Here is a 13,753-nt window from a genome sequence, read left to right on the forward strand (position 1 = left end):
GGCAGGTACTTCAGAAATTCGGTTTGCGCTTGGCAAGGAAGGCGTCGATGCCTTCGCGGTGTTCGGCGGAGTCGGCATAGTCGTAGGCGGTGGCCAGCAGGCCGTGGGCCGAGGGCGCACCGGCGCGCAGCGCGGAAAAGGTCTTCTTGTGCAGGCGCGCCGCCTGCGGCGCGAGCGCGGCGATGCGCGTGGCATGGTCGCGCGCGGCGGCGGCCACTTCGTTGTCTGGCAGCACGCTCAGCAGAAAGCCCGCGTCGTACAGCCGCCGGGCGCCGTGCACGCCGGCGGCCAGCAGCATGTCGCGCGCGAGCACGTCGCCGATGGCGCCGTGCACCAGCGCGGCCTCGCGCGGCGCCATCGGAAAGCCGAGCTTCGCAATGGGCGCGCCGAACTTCGCGGAATCGCCGGCCAGCCGGATGTCGCAGCAGCTCGCGATCTCGATGCCCGCGCCCATGCAGGCGCCTTCGATCTGCGCGACCAGCGGCAGCGGGCAGTCGAGCATCGCCTGCAGCGCGGCCCACACCTCGTTCTCGTGGAACTCGCGCAGGCTCGGCTCTTCGAAGCGGAACGACGGGTACTCGGAAATGTCGCCGCCCGCGCAGAAGGCACCGCCCTCCCCTTGCACCACGACGCAGCGCAGGTGGCCGTCGCTTTCGCTGCTGTCGCGCAGGTCGTCGAACACGGCGCGCAGCGTGCGCCACATGGCGCGCGTCATTGCATTGAGCCGCCCCGCGTTCGAGAGCATGACGAAAGCGACTGCGCCGTCGCGGCGCAACGAGACCTGGCTGCCCCGCTGCTCGCCAATGCTCATTCGATCTTCGCGCCCGAGGCCTTGACCACCGTCGCCCATCGCTTGATTTCTGAATTCACGAAGCTGCCGTAGGCGGCGCCGGTGATGGTCGGGATCTCCGAGCCGTTCTGGGCCCAGATGTTCTTGATGTCGTCGCTTGCGAGCACTTTCTTCATTTCATCGATGATCTGCGGCTGCACCTCGGCCGGGGTGCGCCGGGGAGCCCACAGGCCGTACCAGGTGGTGACGGTGTAGTCGGGCAGGCCGACTTCGGCCGCACATGGTACGTCGGGAAATGCCGGGTTGCGCTTGCTGCCGGCCACCATCAGCGCCTTGATGCGGCCGCTCTTGATGTACTGGGCCGAGGAGCCAAGGCCGTCGAACATCAGGTCGACGTTGCCGGAGATCAGGTCGGCCAGCGCCGGGCCGGCGCCGCGGTACGGAATGTGGGTGATGAAGGTGCCGGTCTGCAGCTTGAACAGCTCGCCCGCCAGGTGGTGCGAGGTGCCCGCGCCGGCCGAGCCGTAGTTGAGCTGCCCGGGGCTGCGCTTGGCCAGCGCGATGAGCTCCTTGATGCTCGTGGCCTGCACCCGCTTCGGGTTGACCACCACCACCTGCGGCACATTGGCCAGCAGCATCAGCGGGACGAAGTCTTTCTCGATGTCGTAGTCGAGCTTGGGGTAGACGGAAGGCGCGATTGCATGGTGGACCGCGCCCATGAAGAGCGAGTAGCCATCCGCGGGTGCCTTCGACGCGATGCTGGCCCCCAGCGTGCCGCCCGCGCCGCCGCGGTTGTCGATGATGAGCGACTGGTTCGTCAGCCGCGAGAACTGGCCCGACAGCGGCCGCGCGAACGCGTCGGTGCCGCCGCCCGCCGGGAACGGCACGACCAGCGTCACCGGCTTGCCCGGCCAGTTCTGCTGGGCGCGCGCCGCGCCGCAAAGCATGGCCGCACCGGCGGCGGCCACGCGCAGGACGTCGCGGCGTTGGAAGTTCGAATTCATTTGTCTCGTCTCCTGTCGTTGTGGATTCGCCGCCCCATGCGGCCGCCGGCGTGTCTTGCGCCGGCACTGGCACTTGCTTGCTTGCTCGCTGTTGCGCTCTTTTTCGGACCTCAGCCTTTTTTGAAGAACAGGCTTTCGATGTCTCCCGACACTGCCACCTTGCCGTCCGCCAGCCAGGTGCGATGTTTGTCAAGCCGCTTGAGGTCGTACAGGTAATTGACCATCAGGCCGTACGACTGCTTGTGTCCCTTGGGCGACGGGTCGCCCGCCCAGTTCAGGCGTTCGACGCGCGCGCCATTGCCCAAATGGAAGCGCGCCACCGGATCGGCCGGCGTGCCGTCGACCAGCGCCCGGCCCAGGTATTCGGCGGCGGCCTGCATGAGCCATTGGCGCAGCGGCGACTTGGGCTCCAGGCCGGCGGCCGCATCCACGGCGGCGAGCAGGCGCTCCGCGGTGGGCGGCATCGAACCGACGAGCCGGCCGAGCTCGGCTTCGCGCTTTTCGTCCAGCCGCGGCAGCAGTTCGGCCGCGTTCTTCGCAAGCCAGGTGCGAAAGCCCGGAATCGGCGACAGCGTGGCGAAGGTCTTCAGGCGAGGCAGCTCGTCCTGCAGGGTCTCGACCACGCGCTTGATGAGCGAGTCGCCGAAGCTCACGCCGCGCAGGCCGTTCTGCGTGTTGCTGATCGAATAGAAGATGGCGGTGGTGGCCTTGGCCGGCAGCACCGGCGCGGCGGCTTCGTCGAGCAGCGGCGTGATGCCGTCGCTGATGCGGTCGACCAGCGCCACCTCGACGAAGATCAGCGGCTCGTTGGGCAGGCGCGGATGGAAGAAGCCGTAGCAGCGACGGTCGCTGTCGTCGAGCCGGTTCTTCACGTCGGACCAGCTCTTGATGTCGTGCACTGCCTCGTAGCGGATGAGCTTCTCGATCAGCGAGGCCGGCGAGTCCCAGTCGATGCGGCGCAGCTCGAGGAAGGCCACGTCGAACCAGGTGGAGAACAGGTGCTCCAGCTCCGCGTCGAGCGCGATCAGGCGCTTGTCGGCCTTCAGGCACGGCAGCAGGTCGGCACGCAGGTCGACCAGGAAGCGCATGCCCTCGGGCTCGACCGCGAAGCGCTGCAGCAGGCGCATGCGCGGCGACACCAGCGCGCGGCGCAGGCGCAGTTCGGCCTGGCCTTCGTCGGGGGTGCCGACCGCGGCCTGGTGCTGGTCGCGGGCGGCCTTGAGCTTTTGCGCGTCGGCGGCGAAGTGCTCGCTCATCAGCGCCCAGTAGTCGCGGCGCTCCTCGGCAGTGGCGGCGCGGTAGGCGTCCGCGATGGCGTGCGCGCGGCGCCCGCCCTCGACCTCGCTCACGCGCGGATCGATCACCGCCTGCAGCTCGGCCAGCACGCGGCGCAGGGCACGCGGCGACAGGGCCTCGTCGGCCTTGCGCAGCGTGACCTGCAGACGCTCGGCGGTGGAGCGCGCGCTGGGCTTGGGGGCGCTCCTGGACGCATTCTTTACCGTGCTCTCCGGCGCCACCGGCACCTTCGAGCCTTCACCGGACCGCAGCCGGGCCTGGAACCATTCGGTCGCACTCATCGGGGGACTCCAATGCTCGAGGGGATGCTCATGACATCACCCTGGATTTCTGATGGCGCATCACTTCGCGCAGCGCCTCGCGCTGGCGCAGCATGTGGGTGCGCATGGCGGCGTCGGCGCCTTCGCTGTCGCGTGCCTTCAGTGCCGCGAAAACGGCCAGGTGCTCCGACAGGCTCTGCTCCAGCCGGCCGGGCGCATGCAGCTGCTGCAGGCGCGCGAGCTTCAGTATCTTGCGCAGGTCGCCTATGACCTGGGCCAGCCACTTGTTGTCGGCGAGCTTGATGATCGCCTCATGGATGATGTGGTTGGTGGCGTAGTAGTCGTTGATGCGGCGCGCCTTGGCATGGCGCACCAGCCGTTCGTGCAGCGCATCGAGTTCGTGCAGTTCGGCATCGCTCGCGTTGCGGGCGGCCTCGTAGGCGCAGCGGCCTTCGAGCAGCGCGATGACCGGGAATATCTCGTCGAGGTCGCGCTCGGTCACCTCTCGCACGAAGCAGCCGCGGCGCGGCTCGTGCCGCAGCAGGCCTTCGGCGGTGAGCACCTTGAGCGCCTCGCGCAGCGGCGTGCGCGAGATGGAAAGCCGCTCGCACAGCGCGGCCTCGTCCACGAAGCTGCCGGGCGCCAGCGTGCCGTCGAAGATCTGCTCGCGCAGCGTGGCGGCGACTTCGTCGTGCAGGGAGTTGGGGACCAGGCGCATGGGATCGTGGCCGCGTAATTTCCTGTAATTACGCGTAATTCTGAGCTTGCACGCCAGCCGGCGCAAGGCGGCGAACCCGCTGCGCGGGCTGGGACTTACCCTGCGAACTTCCGGATCAAGCGCGTGCGGCAGCCGCGGTCTTGCCGCTGCGGCCGAACCAGAACCAGAGCGCGATGCCGGCGATGACCATCGGCACGCTGAGCCATTGGCCCTGGCTCAGATTGAGCGCCCGCAGGCCCAGGAAGTCGTCGGGCTCGCGGAAATACTCGGCAATGAAACGCAGCGCGCCGTAGCCGATCAGGAACACCGCGGCCACCTGCCCCTGCTTGCGCTCCTTGCGTGCATAGATCCACATGATCGCGAACAGCAGCAGCCCTTCGAGCAGGAACTGGTAGACCTGCGACGGGTGGCGCGGCAGCATCGAGCCGCTCTGCGGAAACACCATGCCCCAGGGCAGGTCGGGGCTGCTGAAGCGGCCCCAGAGTTCGCCGTTGATGAAGTTGCCCACGCGCCCGGCGGCAAGGCCGGTCGGCACGCAGGGCGCAACGAAGTCCATCACCTGCCAGAACGGCCGCGCACGCGAGTGCGAGAACCACACCATCGCGCCGATCACGCCAAGCAGGCCGCCATGGAAGCTCATGCCGCCCTGCCACACGTACAGAATTTCGAGCGGATGCGTGAGGTAGAACTCGGGCTTGTAGAACAGGCAGTAGCCGAGCCGCCCGCCGACGATGACGCCCATCACGCCAAGGAAAAGTATGTCCTCGATGTCCTTGCGCTGCCAAGCGCCAGCACCCACCAGCGACCGGTACGGTTCATGGCGCAGCCGGCGCGTGCCGAGAAAATAGAACAGCGCGAAGGCGGCCAGGTAGGTCAGGCCGTACCAGTGGATGGCCACCGGCCCCAGTTGCAGGGCGATGGGATTGATCTGCGGATACATGAGCATCCGCAGATTGTGCCCCGGCCGGATGTCGGGGCCGGGACGGGGATATTCGGCCTCCAGCCGCCTCGCGTGCGTCCGTCAGGCCGGCCCCGCGCCGCGCTCCCGCACGAACGCCACGAAGCGCGCAAGCGCCGGGTTGGCGGCCTCCTCGGGCCACACCAGGCTGGTCTCGCAGGCGGGCAGCACCGGCGCATTCCGATGCCGTGCGGCCGGGGCGAACTCTTCGGCACGCCGGTACACCACGCCCGCCCGGCGAAACTGCATGACGCTCTCCGGCACCCACGCCACGCCGATTCCGCCGGACACCAGGTTGACGATGGTCTGCATCTGGATCGCTTCCTGCCCCAGCAGCGGCGAGCGGCCGGCTGCGTGGTACAGGTCGAAGACGGAGTCGTGCAGCGAGGGCACGATGCGGCGCGGAAAGATCACCAGCGGCTCGGTGAGCACCTCCGCCAGCTGCAACTTCGCCGCGCTTGCCAGCGTGTGCCGCTCGGGCAGCGCGAGCACCAGCGGCTCCTGCGACACCACCAGCCGCGCGAGCCCCGGTGGCGCCGCGCCGGGCGAATGCAGCATCAGCCCGGCATCGATCTCGCCGCGCGCGAAGGCTTCGAGCTGCACGTCGCCGGTGGCCTCGACCAGCTCCAGCGCCACCTCCGGGCACAGCACGCGAAATTCGCGCACCCAGGCCGGCAACTGCTCGAAGCCCACGGTCGAGACGAAGGCGATGCGCACGCGCCCCACCTGCCCTGCCGCCGCGGCGCGCGCCCTCGCGGGAAGCGCCTGCGCTCGCGCCAGCAGTTCGCGCACGTCGGGCAGCAGCGCCTCGCCGGCCGGGGTGAGCGCCACGCGCCTGCGGGTGCGGTCGAACAGCACCACGCCCAGCGCCTTCTCGAGCTGGGCGATGGCCTGCGTGACCGGCGGCTGCGTCATGTGCAGGCGCAGCGCGGCGCGGCCGAAATGCAGTTCTTCGGCCACAGCCACGAACTGGCGCCAGGCCCGCAGGTCGATCAGGCTTTCTTTCATATGCCAAGCATATCAATCGACAGCAAAAAACGGATTGGAACCAATCAATCAGAAGTCCGATACTTGGGCTCCCCGATCTCCCCCACGACAGAAGAGACACCATGGACACCAAACCGATCCAGATCAATCGCCGCAGCGCCAACATCGTCGAAGGCAAGAGCCGCGCGCCCAACCGTTCCATGTTCTATGCCATGGGCTACGAGGAAGGCGACTTCAAGAAGCCGATGGTCGGCGTCGCCAACGGCCACAGCACCATCACGCCGTGCAACTCGGGCCTGCAGAAGCTGGCCGACGCGGCCATCGCGGGTATCGAGGAAGCCGGCGGCAACGCGCAGGTGTTCGGCACGCCCACCATCTCCGACGGCATGGCCATGGGCACCGAAGGCATGAAGTACTCGCTGGTGAGCCGCGAGGTCATCTCCGACTGCATCGAGACCTGCGTGGGCGGCCAGTGGATGGACGGCGTGCTGGTGGTCGGCGGCTGCGACAAGAACATGCCCGGCGGCCTGATGGGCATGCTGCGCGCCAACGTGCCGGCCATCTACGTCTACGGCGGCACCATCCTGCCGGGCCGCTACAAGGGGCAAGACCTGAACATCGTGAGCGTGTTCGAGGCCGTGGGCCAGAACGCCGCCGGCAACATGAGCGACGAAGACCTGCTCGAGATCGAGAAGCGCGCCATTCCCGGCACCGGCTCGTGCGGCGGCATGTACACCGCCAACACCATGTCGAGCGCGTTCGAGGCGCTGGGCATCTCGCTGCCCTATTCGTCGACCATGGCCAACCCGCACGACGAAAAGGCCAACTCGGCCAAGGAATCGGCCAAGGTGCTGATCGAGGCCATCAAGAAAGACCTGAAGCCGCGCGACATCGTGACCAAGAAGGCCATCGAGAACGCGGTGGCCGTGATCATGGCCACCGGCGGCTCGACCAACGCGGTGCTGCACTTCCTGGCCATCGCGCACGCGGCCGGCGTGGAATGGACCATCGACGACTTCGAGCGCATGCGCAAGAAGGTGCCGGTCATCTGCGACCTGAAGCCATCGGGCAAGTACCTGGCGGTCGACCTGCACCAGGCCGGCGGCATTCCGCAAGTGATGAAGGTGCTGCTGAAGGCAGGCCTGCTGCACGGCGACTGCATCACCATCAGCGGCCAGACCATCGAGGAAGTGCTGAAGGACGTGCCGGACGTGCCGCGCGCCGACCAGGACGTGATCCGCCCGATCGACAAGCCGATGTACGCCGAAGGCCACTTGGCCATCCTGAAGGGCAACCTGTCGCCCGAAGGCGCCGTGGCCAAGATCACCGGCCTGAAGAACCCCGTCATCACCGGCCCGGCGCGCGTGTTCGACGACGAGCAGTCGGCGCTCAAGGCCATCCTGGACGGCAAGATCAAGGCCGGCGACGTGATGGTGCTGCGCTACCTGGGCCCCAAGGGCGGCCCGGGCATGCCCGAGATGCTGGCACCCACCGGCGCACTCATCGGCGCGGGCCTCGGCGAAAGCGTGGGCCTGATCACCGACGGCCGCTTCTCCGGCGGTACCTGGGGCATGGTGGTGGGACACGTCGCGCCGGAAGCGGCGGCGGGCGGCACCATCGCCTTCGTGAACGAGGGCGACTCGATCACCATCGACGCGCATGAACTGAAGCTGGAACTGAACGTGCCCGAAGCCGAGATCGCCAAGCGCCGCGAAGGCTGGAAGGCACCGGCACCGCGCTACACGCGCGGCGTGCAGGCGAAGTTCGCGTTCAATGCGTCGAGCGCCAGTTCGGGCGCCGTGCTGGACAAGTTCTGAAGCGGAAGCTCCGGGGCACCGGCTGCGCCGGGCCTCGGATGCGTCATCTGCGCTTGTTGCTGTTGGTGGGCCGCATGCCCATGTTGGTCTTCTGGCGGTCGATGCGCGCCTGCTTGCGCCTGTCTTCCCGCTCCATGATCTTGCGTTTGGTATAGCCCGACGAATCGGCCCATGCCCACCATGCAAGGGCCATGGCAAACGGCGACAGCACGATCCACCAGCTCCAGCCGGCGACCATGCCGACTTCGAGATACTTCAGGGCCAGGCCCAGCAGGCCCAATGCCAGAAACCACATTGCGAATCCCTCGGGGTTGTATTGGCAACGCTGAGGGACGCCGTGCACGGCGGTACCTACAATCGCGTTGAGCCGAATGTAACTCAGCCCTTACGAAATAGATCCCATGACAAGAGTCTTGTTGACGGCAGCCCTGGGCCTCGGCCTGGGCGTACTCGCCGCGCCCGCCTTCGCCGACCTGGCGCTGGCCACCTCGAAGAACTGCATGAGCTGTCACGCGGTCGAGCGCAAGGTGCTCGGGCCGTCGTTCAAGGACGTGGCCGCGAAGTACAAGGACGACAAGGGCGCGGTCGACAAGCTCGCGAGCAAGATCATGAAGGGCGGCTCCGGCGTGTGGGGGCCGGTGCCGATGCCCGCCAACAACCAGGTCAGCGAAGCCGACGCCAAGAAGCTCGCGGCCTGGGTGCTGCAGACGAAGTAACGCTACAGGCGCCGCCGCCTCAGCCCTGAGGATTGATGTCGGCCGGCATCACCACAGGCGACAGCGGCCGGCGCTCGATGCGGTCTTCGAGCTGGCCGATGTGCGCGGCCACGGTGTTGTCGGTCTGGTCGGAGCGCAGCCGCACCGAGGTTTCGAGCTGGTCGAGGCGCGCGAGCAGCGCGCTCTGGCGATCGGCGTTCTGCGCCATGTGCTTGTTCTCCTGTGCCTCCAGGAAATTGCGCAGCTCGGTGAAGCGTGAAGCCTCGGCCTTGTCGGCCAGATCGCGCTGGGCCTGCATTTCCTTGGTGTGGCGCTTGGTGTCGATCAACACCGAGCTGTGCAGGTACAGCACGTAGACGAGGAAGAAGGCCGCCAGCACCACGGTCAGCCCCAGCATGATCAGCCCCAGCGGCGCCGACACGGTCATGAAGCCCAGCCAAACATCGGTGGGCGCGGACAGCGTGCCCCAGTTCAGCGCGGCGAGCGCCGCGATGAGCAGCACGATGACGAAAAGAAAAGCAGATCTCACGCCCATGGGGGCCTCCTTCGGAAAGATCGAACACATCGGAATCAGCCGTGCGCGTCGAGGCGCACGGTCACTCCAATGGTTTTACCTCAGCCGGAGGCCGTCCACAGGCCCATGGGCCCACAGGGGGCCGCGTCCTACAGCAGTCAGAGCTTTTCGGCCAGCTGTTCCAGGATGGCCGGGTTCTCCAGCGTCGAGGTGTCCTGCGTGATGGCCTCGCCCTTGGCAATGCTGCGCAGCAGGCGGCGCATGATCTTGCCGCTGCGCGTCTTGGGCAGGTTGTCGCCGAAGCGGATGTCCTTGGGCTTGGCGATCGGGCCGATTTCCTTGGCGACCCAGTTGCGCAGTTCGTTGGCGATCTGCTTGGCTTCTTCGCCGGTGGGGCGGCCGCGCTTGAGCACGACGAAGGCGCACACTGCCTCGCCCGTCACGTCGTCGGGGCGGCCCACCACGGCGGCCTCGGCCACGAGGTCGGTCTTGGACACCAGCGCCGATTCGATTTCCATCGTGCCCAGGCGGTGGCCCGACACGTTCAGCACGTCGTCGATGCGGCCGGTGATGCGGAAATAGCCGCGGTCTTCGCTGCGCACCGCGCCGTCGCCGGCCAGGTAGATGGTGCCGCCCATTTCCTCGGGGAAATAGCTCTTCTTGAAGCGCTCGGGGTCGTTCCAGATGGTGCGGATCATCGAGGGCCAGGGCCGCTTGATGACCAGCATGCCGCCCGCGCCGTTGGGCAGGTCCTTGCCGGTCTCGTCGACGATGGCGGCCATGATGCCCGGCAGCGGCAGCGTGCACGAGCCCGGCACCAGCGGCGTGGCGCCCGGCAGCGGCGTGATGACGTGGCCGCCTGTTTCGGTCTGCCAGAAGGTGTCGACGATCGGGCAGCGCTCGCCGCCGATATTGCGGTGGTACCACATCCACGCCTCGGGATTGATCGGCTCGCCGACCGAACCGAGGATGCGCAGGCTGGTGAGGTCCCAGTTCTTCGGATGCACTTTTTCGTCGCCCTCGGCTGCCTTGATGAGCGAGCGGATGGCCGTTGGCGCCGTGTAGAACACGCTGACCTTGTGCTTCTCGATCATCTGCCAGAAGCGGCCTGCGTGCGGGAAGGTCGGGATGCCCTCGAACACCACCTGCGTGGCGCCGGCCGCGAGCGGGCCGTAGGCGACGTAGGTGTGGCCGGTGATCCAGCCGATGTCGGCGGTGCACCAGAACACGTCCTGCGGCTTGATGTCGAAGGTCCAGTCCATCGTGAGCTTGGCCCACAGCAGGTAGCCGCCGGTCGCGTGCTGCACGCCCTTGGGCTTGCCGGTGGAGCCCGAGGTGTAGAGGATGAACAGCGGGTGCTCGGCGTTCACCGGCACGGGTGCGCACTCGGTGCTCTGCCCTTTCAGCGCCTCGTCGAAGGTCTTGTCGCGGCCTTCGACACGGGTCCACGCGGTGGGCGTGCGCTCGTACACGAACACCGTCTTGATCGACTCGCAGCCGCCCAGCGCGATGCCGTCGTCCACGATGGCCTTGAGCGGCAGCTCCTTGCCGCCGCGCAGCTGGTAGTTGGCCGTGATGACCGCCACCGCGCCCGCGTCGATGATCCGCTCCTGCAGCGCCTTGGCCGAGAAGCCGCCGAACACCACGCTGTGGGTGGCGCCGATGCGCGCGCAGGCCTGCATGGCGATGACCCCCTCGACCGTCATCGGCATGTAGATGATGACGCGGTCGCCCTTCTGGATGCCCTGCGCCTTCAGCGCGTTGGCGAACTGGCTCACGCGGGCCAGCAGCTCCTTGTAGGTGACGTTGGTGACGGTGCCGTCGTCGGCCTCGAAGACGATGGCTGTCTTGTTCTCGACCGGGGTGCCGATGTGCCGGTCGAGGCAGTTGGCGCTGGCGTTGAGTTCGCCGTCGCCGAACCATTGGTAGAACGGCGCGTTCGACTCGTCGAGCGTTTTGGTGAACGGCTTGGTCCACTGCAGGTTGCCCTTGGCCAGGCGGGTCCAGAAACCGTCGAAGTCCTGTTCGGCCTCCTTGCACAGGGCTTCGTAGGCGGCCATGCCGGAAATGCGGGCGCCTTCGGCGGCGCGGGCGTCGGGCGGGAACACGCGGTTCTCGACAAGGACGGATTCAATGTTCTTCGATGCGCTGCTCATGCTCTATGTCTCCTGGATGGATGCGGCCGTAATGTCGGCGTGCCCACTTACGGGGCACTGACGGGTCGGTGACTGCCCGATGTTAGTTCGCGGGGTTATCACGACTGCGACACGGGGACACCCCTAGAATCCCCCGTCCCAAACAACCGGCCTCCCGATGTCCGCTCCCGATCCCTTCGACCCCCGGAACCCGCCCGTACCGCGCCGCGGTTCGCCGCTTCGGCCGCTGCCCAAGCTGATTTTCGCGAGCCGCTGGCTGCAGTTGCCGCTGTACCTGGGGCTGATCGTGGCGCAGGCGGTGTACGTGGTGCATTTCCTGGTCGAGCTGCTGCATCTGGTGGAAGCCGCCTTCGGCAGCAAGGAAGCGCTGCAGGCGCTGATCACCAGCATCGGCTACAAGACCACCGCCCCGGTGGGCACGCTGAACGAGACGGTGATCATGCTGGTGGTGCTGGCGCTGATCGACGTGGTCATGATCTCCAACCTGCTGATCATGGTGATCGTGGGCGGCTACGAGACCTTCGTGAGCCGCATGGACCTCGAAGGCCACCGCGACCAGCCCGAATGGCTGAGCCACGTGAACGCATCGGTGCTCAAGGTGAAGCTGGCCACCGCCATCATCGGCATCAGCTCCATCCACCTGTTGAAGACTTTCATCAACGCCGACAACTACACCGACCGCGTGCTGATCGCCCAGACGGTAATCCACATCGCGTTCCTGTTCTCGGCCATGGCCATCGCCTACACCGACAAGCTCATGACCTCGTCGGCACCGCACGGCGACGACCGCCACTGAGCCTTTTCCCGCCTACCCCGCGTGCGGCAGGTCCCACGCGGGCACTTCGGTGAAGCGCCCCGCCAGGAAGTCGAGCATGGTGCGCAAGGTGGCCGGCATGTGCTTGCGCGAGGCGTACACCGCGTACATGCCCACCACCTGCGGCTCGAACTCGGGGAACAGCGGCACGAGTTCCCCTGCCTGCACCAGTGCCGAGGTCAGGTAGGTCGGCAGCATCGCGATGCCCGCCCCCGCCCGCGCCAGTTGCATCAGGCTGGCCGCGTCGTTGGTCGACACGTTGCCGCCCACGGCCACCGAAACCGGCTCCCCGTCCGCCTTGCGCGTGAAATTCCACAGGCTGCGCCCGAAATAGGAATGCGTCAGGCAATTGCGCTGAGCCAGTTCTTCCACCCGCAGCGGCCTGCCCTGCTCCTTCAGGTAGCCCGGTGAAGCGCAAACCACCGAGCGGCAATCGGTGAGCCGACGCGCGATGAGGTTGGGGTCGATTTCCGCTGCCACCCGAATCGCGAGGTCGATGCGCTCGTCCACCAGGTTCACCGACCGATCCAGCAGCACCAGGTCGACCGCCACGCCCGGATAGAGCCGCACATAGTCGGCCACGGCCCCGGCCAGCTGCGCCTGCGCGAACGAAGTGCTGGCCGTGATGCGCAGCTGCCCGCGCGGGGCCTCGGCCGGGTGACGCACCGCGGCCTGCATGTCGCCCGTGAGCTCCAGCACCTGGCGGCAGCGCGGGAGCAGTTCTTCGCCTGCCGCGGTAAGGCTCAGGCGGCGTGTCGTGCGATGCAGCAGGCGGGCGCCGGTCCACTGCTCCAGCTCGGCCACGTAACGAGTGACCACCGGGCGCGACAGGTCGAGCTTGTCGGCAGCGGCGGAAAGGCTGCCCGAATCGACCACGTTGACGAACACCCGCATTGCATTCAATCGATCCATTTGCACGATTTTAGGAATAAACAAGCGCGCAAATCGAGGTATTTCTTTCGAAACCAGAAACCTAAGATGCGGTTCATCCCATCCACTTTCTGGAGATCACCATGAGCCACATCGCCATCATCGGCGCCACCGGACGCGCCGGCAGCCAGCTTCTCGAAGAGGCGCTGCGCCGCGGCCACACCGTCACCGCCATCGCCCGCAAAGCCAGCGCCAAGCTGGCCGGCCGCGCGAACGTGAAGGCCGTCGACCTCGACGTGCTTGACGGCGCAGCGCTCGAAAAGGCCCTGGCCGGCCATGACGCCGTGTTCAGCGCCGCGCACTTCGCCACCGTGCCGCCGGCTGCCATCATCGAACCGGTCAAGCGCGCCGGCGTGAAGCGCCTGCTGGTGGTCGGCGGCGCCGGCAGCCTGTTCGCGGCGCCCGGCCTGAAGGTGATCGACACGCCCAATTTCCCAGATGCCTACCGCGCCGAAGCCTCGGCCGGCGGCGTGTTCCTCGATGCGCTGCGCAACGAGAAGGAACTCGACTGGACTTTCCTGTCGCCTTCCGCCGAGTTCGTCGAAGGCGAGCGCACCGGCAAGTTCCGCCTGGGCAAGGACGACCTGCTGGTGAGCGCCGAGGGCCGAAGCTGGATCACCTTCGCGGACTACGCGATCGCGTTCATCGACGAGCTGGAAAAGGCCGCCCACTCGCGCCAGCGCTACACCATCGGATATTGAGGCTCACCCCCAGGCTGCGCGCACTTCGTGTCGTTTCGCCAACCCCCTTCCGGGGGCGGGCCGGCCGCTTCGGGCGGCCGTGCGCGGCGGCC

Annotated in this window: 14 protein-coding genes; 4 read left to right on the forward strand and 10 right to left on the reverse strand. The window is 67.3% G+C overall.

Features of this window, described 5'->3' with window-relative positions; translation table 11 throughout:
- Positions 1–10: 10 nt before the first annotated feature.
- The 6 genes from C4F17_RS06960 to C4F17_RS06985 all read right to left on the reverse strand — a co-directional run bounded on the left by C4F17_RS06960 (position 11) and on the right by C4F17_RS06985 (position 6,034).
- The gene (locus tag C4F17_RS06960; protein WP_106934737.1) at positions 11–811 is read right to left on the reverse strand and encodes an enoyl-CoA hydratase/isomerase family protein; all 801 of its coding nucleotides are present in this window, start codon (positions 809–811) and stop codon (positions 11–13) included.
- The gene (locus tag C4F17_RS06965; RefSeq protein WP_081270858.1) at positions 808–1,794 is read right to left on the reverse strand and encodes a Bug family tripartite tricarboxylate transporter substrate binding protein; all 987 of its coding nucleotides are present in this window, start codon (positions 1,792–1,794) and stop codon (positions 808–810) included. The genes C4F17_RS06960 and C4F17_RS06965 overlap by 4 nt, the downstream gene beginning before the upstream one ends.
- A gap of 110 nt (positions 1,795–1,904) precedes the next feature.
- Positions 1,905–3,371 (reverse strand): malonyl-CoA decarboxylase, encoded by a 1,467-nt coding sequence (locus tag C4F17_RS06970; protein WP_106934738.1) that lies wholly within the window; start codon positions 3,369–3,371, stop codon positions 1,905–1,907.
- A gap of 28 nt (positions 3,372–3,399) precedes the next feature.
- Positions 3,400–4,068: a GntR family transcriptional regulator gene (locus C4F17_RS06975; protein ID WP_081270860.1), complete on the reverse strand. Its 669-nt coding sequence runs from the start codon at positions 4,066–4,068 to the stop codon at positions 3,400–3,402.
- Positions 4,069–4,183: 115 nt separating this feature from the next.
- Complete coding sequence (gene lgt / locus C4F17_RS06980) at positions 4,184–5,014, reverse strand: prolipoprotein diacylglyceryl transferase (RefSeq protein ID WP_106934739.1); 831 nt, start codon at positions 5,012–5,014, stop codon at positions 4,184–4,186.
- A 75-nt stretch (positions 5,015–5,089) separates the two neighbouring features.
- Positions 5,090–6,034 (reverse strand): LysR family transcriptional regulator, encoded by a 945-nt coding sequence (locus tag C4F17_RS06985; RefSeq protein ID WP_106934740.1) that lies wholly within the window; start codon positions 6,032–6,034, stop codon positions 5,090–5,092.
- 101 nt (positions 6,035–6,135) lie between these two features.
- Here C4F17_RS06985 and ilvD point away from each other — a divergent pair, with 101 nt between their 5' ends.
- Positions 6,136–7,830 (forward strand): dihydroxy-acid dehydratase, encoded by a 1,695-nt coding sequence (ilvD, locus tag C4F17_RS06990; protein WP_081270863.1) that lies wholly within the window; start codon positions 6,136–6,138, stop codon positions 7,828–7,830.
- A gap of 43 nt (positions 7,831–7,873) precedes the next feature.
- Here ilvD and C4F17_RS06995 read toward each other — a convergent pair whose 3' ends face one another.
- Entirely contained in the window at positions 7,874–8,125 is a 252-nt protein-coding gene (locus tag C4F17_RS06995) for a TIGR04438 family Trp-rich protein (protein ID WP_081270864.1), read from the reverse strand.
- A gap of 106 nt (positions 8,126–8,231) precedes the next feature.
- Here C4F17_RS06995 and C4F17_RS07000 point away from each other — a divergent pair, with 106 nt between their 5' ends.
- Complete coding sequence (locus tag C4F17_RS07000; RefSeq protein WP_081270865.1) at positions 8,232–8,546, forward strand: c-type cytochrome; 315 nt, start codon at positions 8,232–8,234, stop codon at positions 8,544–8,546.
- Between the two features lie 19 nt (positions 8,547–8,565).
- On the opposite strand, the gene C4F17_RS07005 is transcribed toward C4F17_RS07000, so the two are convergent.
- Together C4F17_RS07005 and acs are read right to left on the reverse strand one after the other, a co-directional pair.
- Positions 8,566–9,081: a Signal transduction histidine kinase gene (locus C4F17_RS07005; RefSeq protein WP_106934741.1), complete on the reverse strand. Its 516-nt coding sequence runs from the start codon at positions 9,079–9,081 to the stop codon at positions 8,566–8,568.
- Positions 9,082–9,218: 137 nt separating this feature from the next.
- Positions 9,219–11,216, reverse strand: a complete 1,998-nt coding sequence (gene acs, locus C4F17_RS07010) for an acetate--CoA ligase (RefSeq protein ID WP_106934742.1) — start codon at positions 11,214–11,216, stop codon at positions 9,219–9,221.
- Between the two features lie 157 nt (positions 11,217–11,373).
- On the opposite strand from acs, the gene C4F17_RS07015 reads away from it, so the two are divergent.
- The gene (locus C4F17_RS07015; RefSeq protein ID WP_081270868.1) at positions 11,374–12,012 is read left to right on the forward strand and encodes a YqhA family protein; all 639 of its coding nucleotides are present in this window, start codon (positions 11,374–11,376) and stop codon (positions 12,010–12,012) included.
- 12 nt (positions 12,013–12,024) lie between these two features.
- Here the strand turns inward: C4F17_RS07015 and C4F17_RS07020 are convergent, their stop codons facing one another.
- Entirely contained in the window at positions 12,025–12,942 is a 918-nt protein-coding gene (locus tag C4F17_RS07020; RefSeq protein ID WP_106934743.1) for a LysR family transcriptional regulator, read from the reverse strand.
- 101 nt (positions 12,943–13,043) lie between these two features.
- Here C4F17_RS07020 and C4F17_RS07025 point away from each other — a divergent pair, with 101 nt between their 5' ends.
- Positions 13,044–13,661 (forward strand): NAD(P)-dependent oxidoreductase, encoded by a 618-nt coding sequence (locus tag C4F17_RS07025; RefSeq protein WP_106934744.1) that lies wholly within the window; start codon positions 13,044–13,046, stop codon positions 13,659–13,661.
- The last annotated feature ends 92 nt before the right edge of the window (positions 13,662–13,753 follow it).

This window comes from Variovorax sp. PMC12 (assembly GCF_003019815.1).
Classification (GTDB): Bacteria; Pseudomonadota; Gammaproteobacteria; order Burkholderiales; family Burkholderiaceae_C; genus Variovorax.

What these genes read in the sequence shown, in the direction of transcription:
- C4F17_RS06960 (WP_106934737.1), bottom strand. Translation starts at nt 811, where the DNA reads ATGAGCATTGGCGAGCAGCGGGGCAGCCAGGTCTCGTTGCGCCGCGAC.
- C4F17_RS06965 (WP_081270858.1), bottom strand. Translation starts at nt 1,794, where the DNA reads ATGAATTCGAACTTCCAACGCCGCGACGTCCTGCGCGTGGCCGCCGCC.
- C4F17_RS06970 (WP_106934738.1), bottom strand. Translation starts at nt 3,371, where the DNA reads ATGAGTGCGACCGAATGGTTCCAGGCCCGGCTGCGGTCCGGTGAAGGC.
- C4F17_RS06975 (WP_081270860.1), bottom strand. Translation starts at nt 4,068, where the DNA reads ATGCGCCTGGTCCCCAACTCCCTGCACGACGAAGTCGCCGCCACGCTG.
- lgt (WP_106934739.1), bottom strand. Translation starts at nt 5,014, where the DNA reads ATGCTCATGTATCCGCAGATCAATCCCATCGCCCTGCAACTGGGGCCG.
- C4F17_RS06985 (WP_106934740.1), bottom strand. Translation starts at nt 6,034, where the DNA reads ATGAAAGAAAGCCTGATCGACCTGCGGGCCTGGCGCCAGTTCGTGGCT.
- ilvD (WP_081270863.1), top strand. Translation starts at nt 6,136, where the DNA reads ATGGACACCAAACCGATCCAGATCAATCGCCGCAGCGCCAACATCGTC.
- C4F17_RS06995 (WP_081270864.1), bottom strand. Translation starts at nt 8,125, where the DNA reads ATGTGGTTTCTGGCATTGGGCCTGCTGGGCCTGGCCCTGAAGTATCTC.
- C4F17_RS07000 (WP_081270865.1), top strand. Translation starts at nt 8,232, where the DNA reads ATGACAAGAGTCTTGTTGACGGCAGCCCTGGGCCTCGGCCTGGGCGTA.
- C4F17_RS07005 (WP_106934741.1), bottom strand. Translation starts at nt 9,081, where the DNA reads ATGGGCGTGAGATCTGCTTTTCTTTTCGTCATCGTGCTGCTCATCGCG.
- acs (WP_106934742.1), bottom strand. Translation starts at nt 11,216, where the DNA reads ATGAGCAGCGCATCGAAGAACATTGAATCCGTCCTTGTCGAGAACCGC.
- C4F17_RS07015 (WP_081270868.1), top strand. Translation starts at nt 11,374, where the DNA reads ATGTCCGCTCCCGATCCCTTCGACCCCCGGAACCCGCCCGTACCGCGC.
- C4F17_RS07020 (WP_106934743.1), bottom strand. Translation starts at nt 12,942, where the DNA reads ATGGATCGATTGAATGCAATGCGGGTGTTCGTCAACGTGGTCGATTCG.
- C4F17_RS07025 (WP_106934744.1), top strand. Translation starts at nt 13,044, where the DNA reads ATGAGCCACATCGCCATCATCGGCGCCACCGGACGCGCCGGCAGCCAG.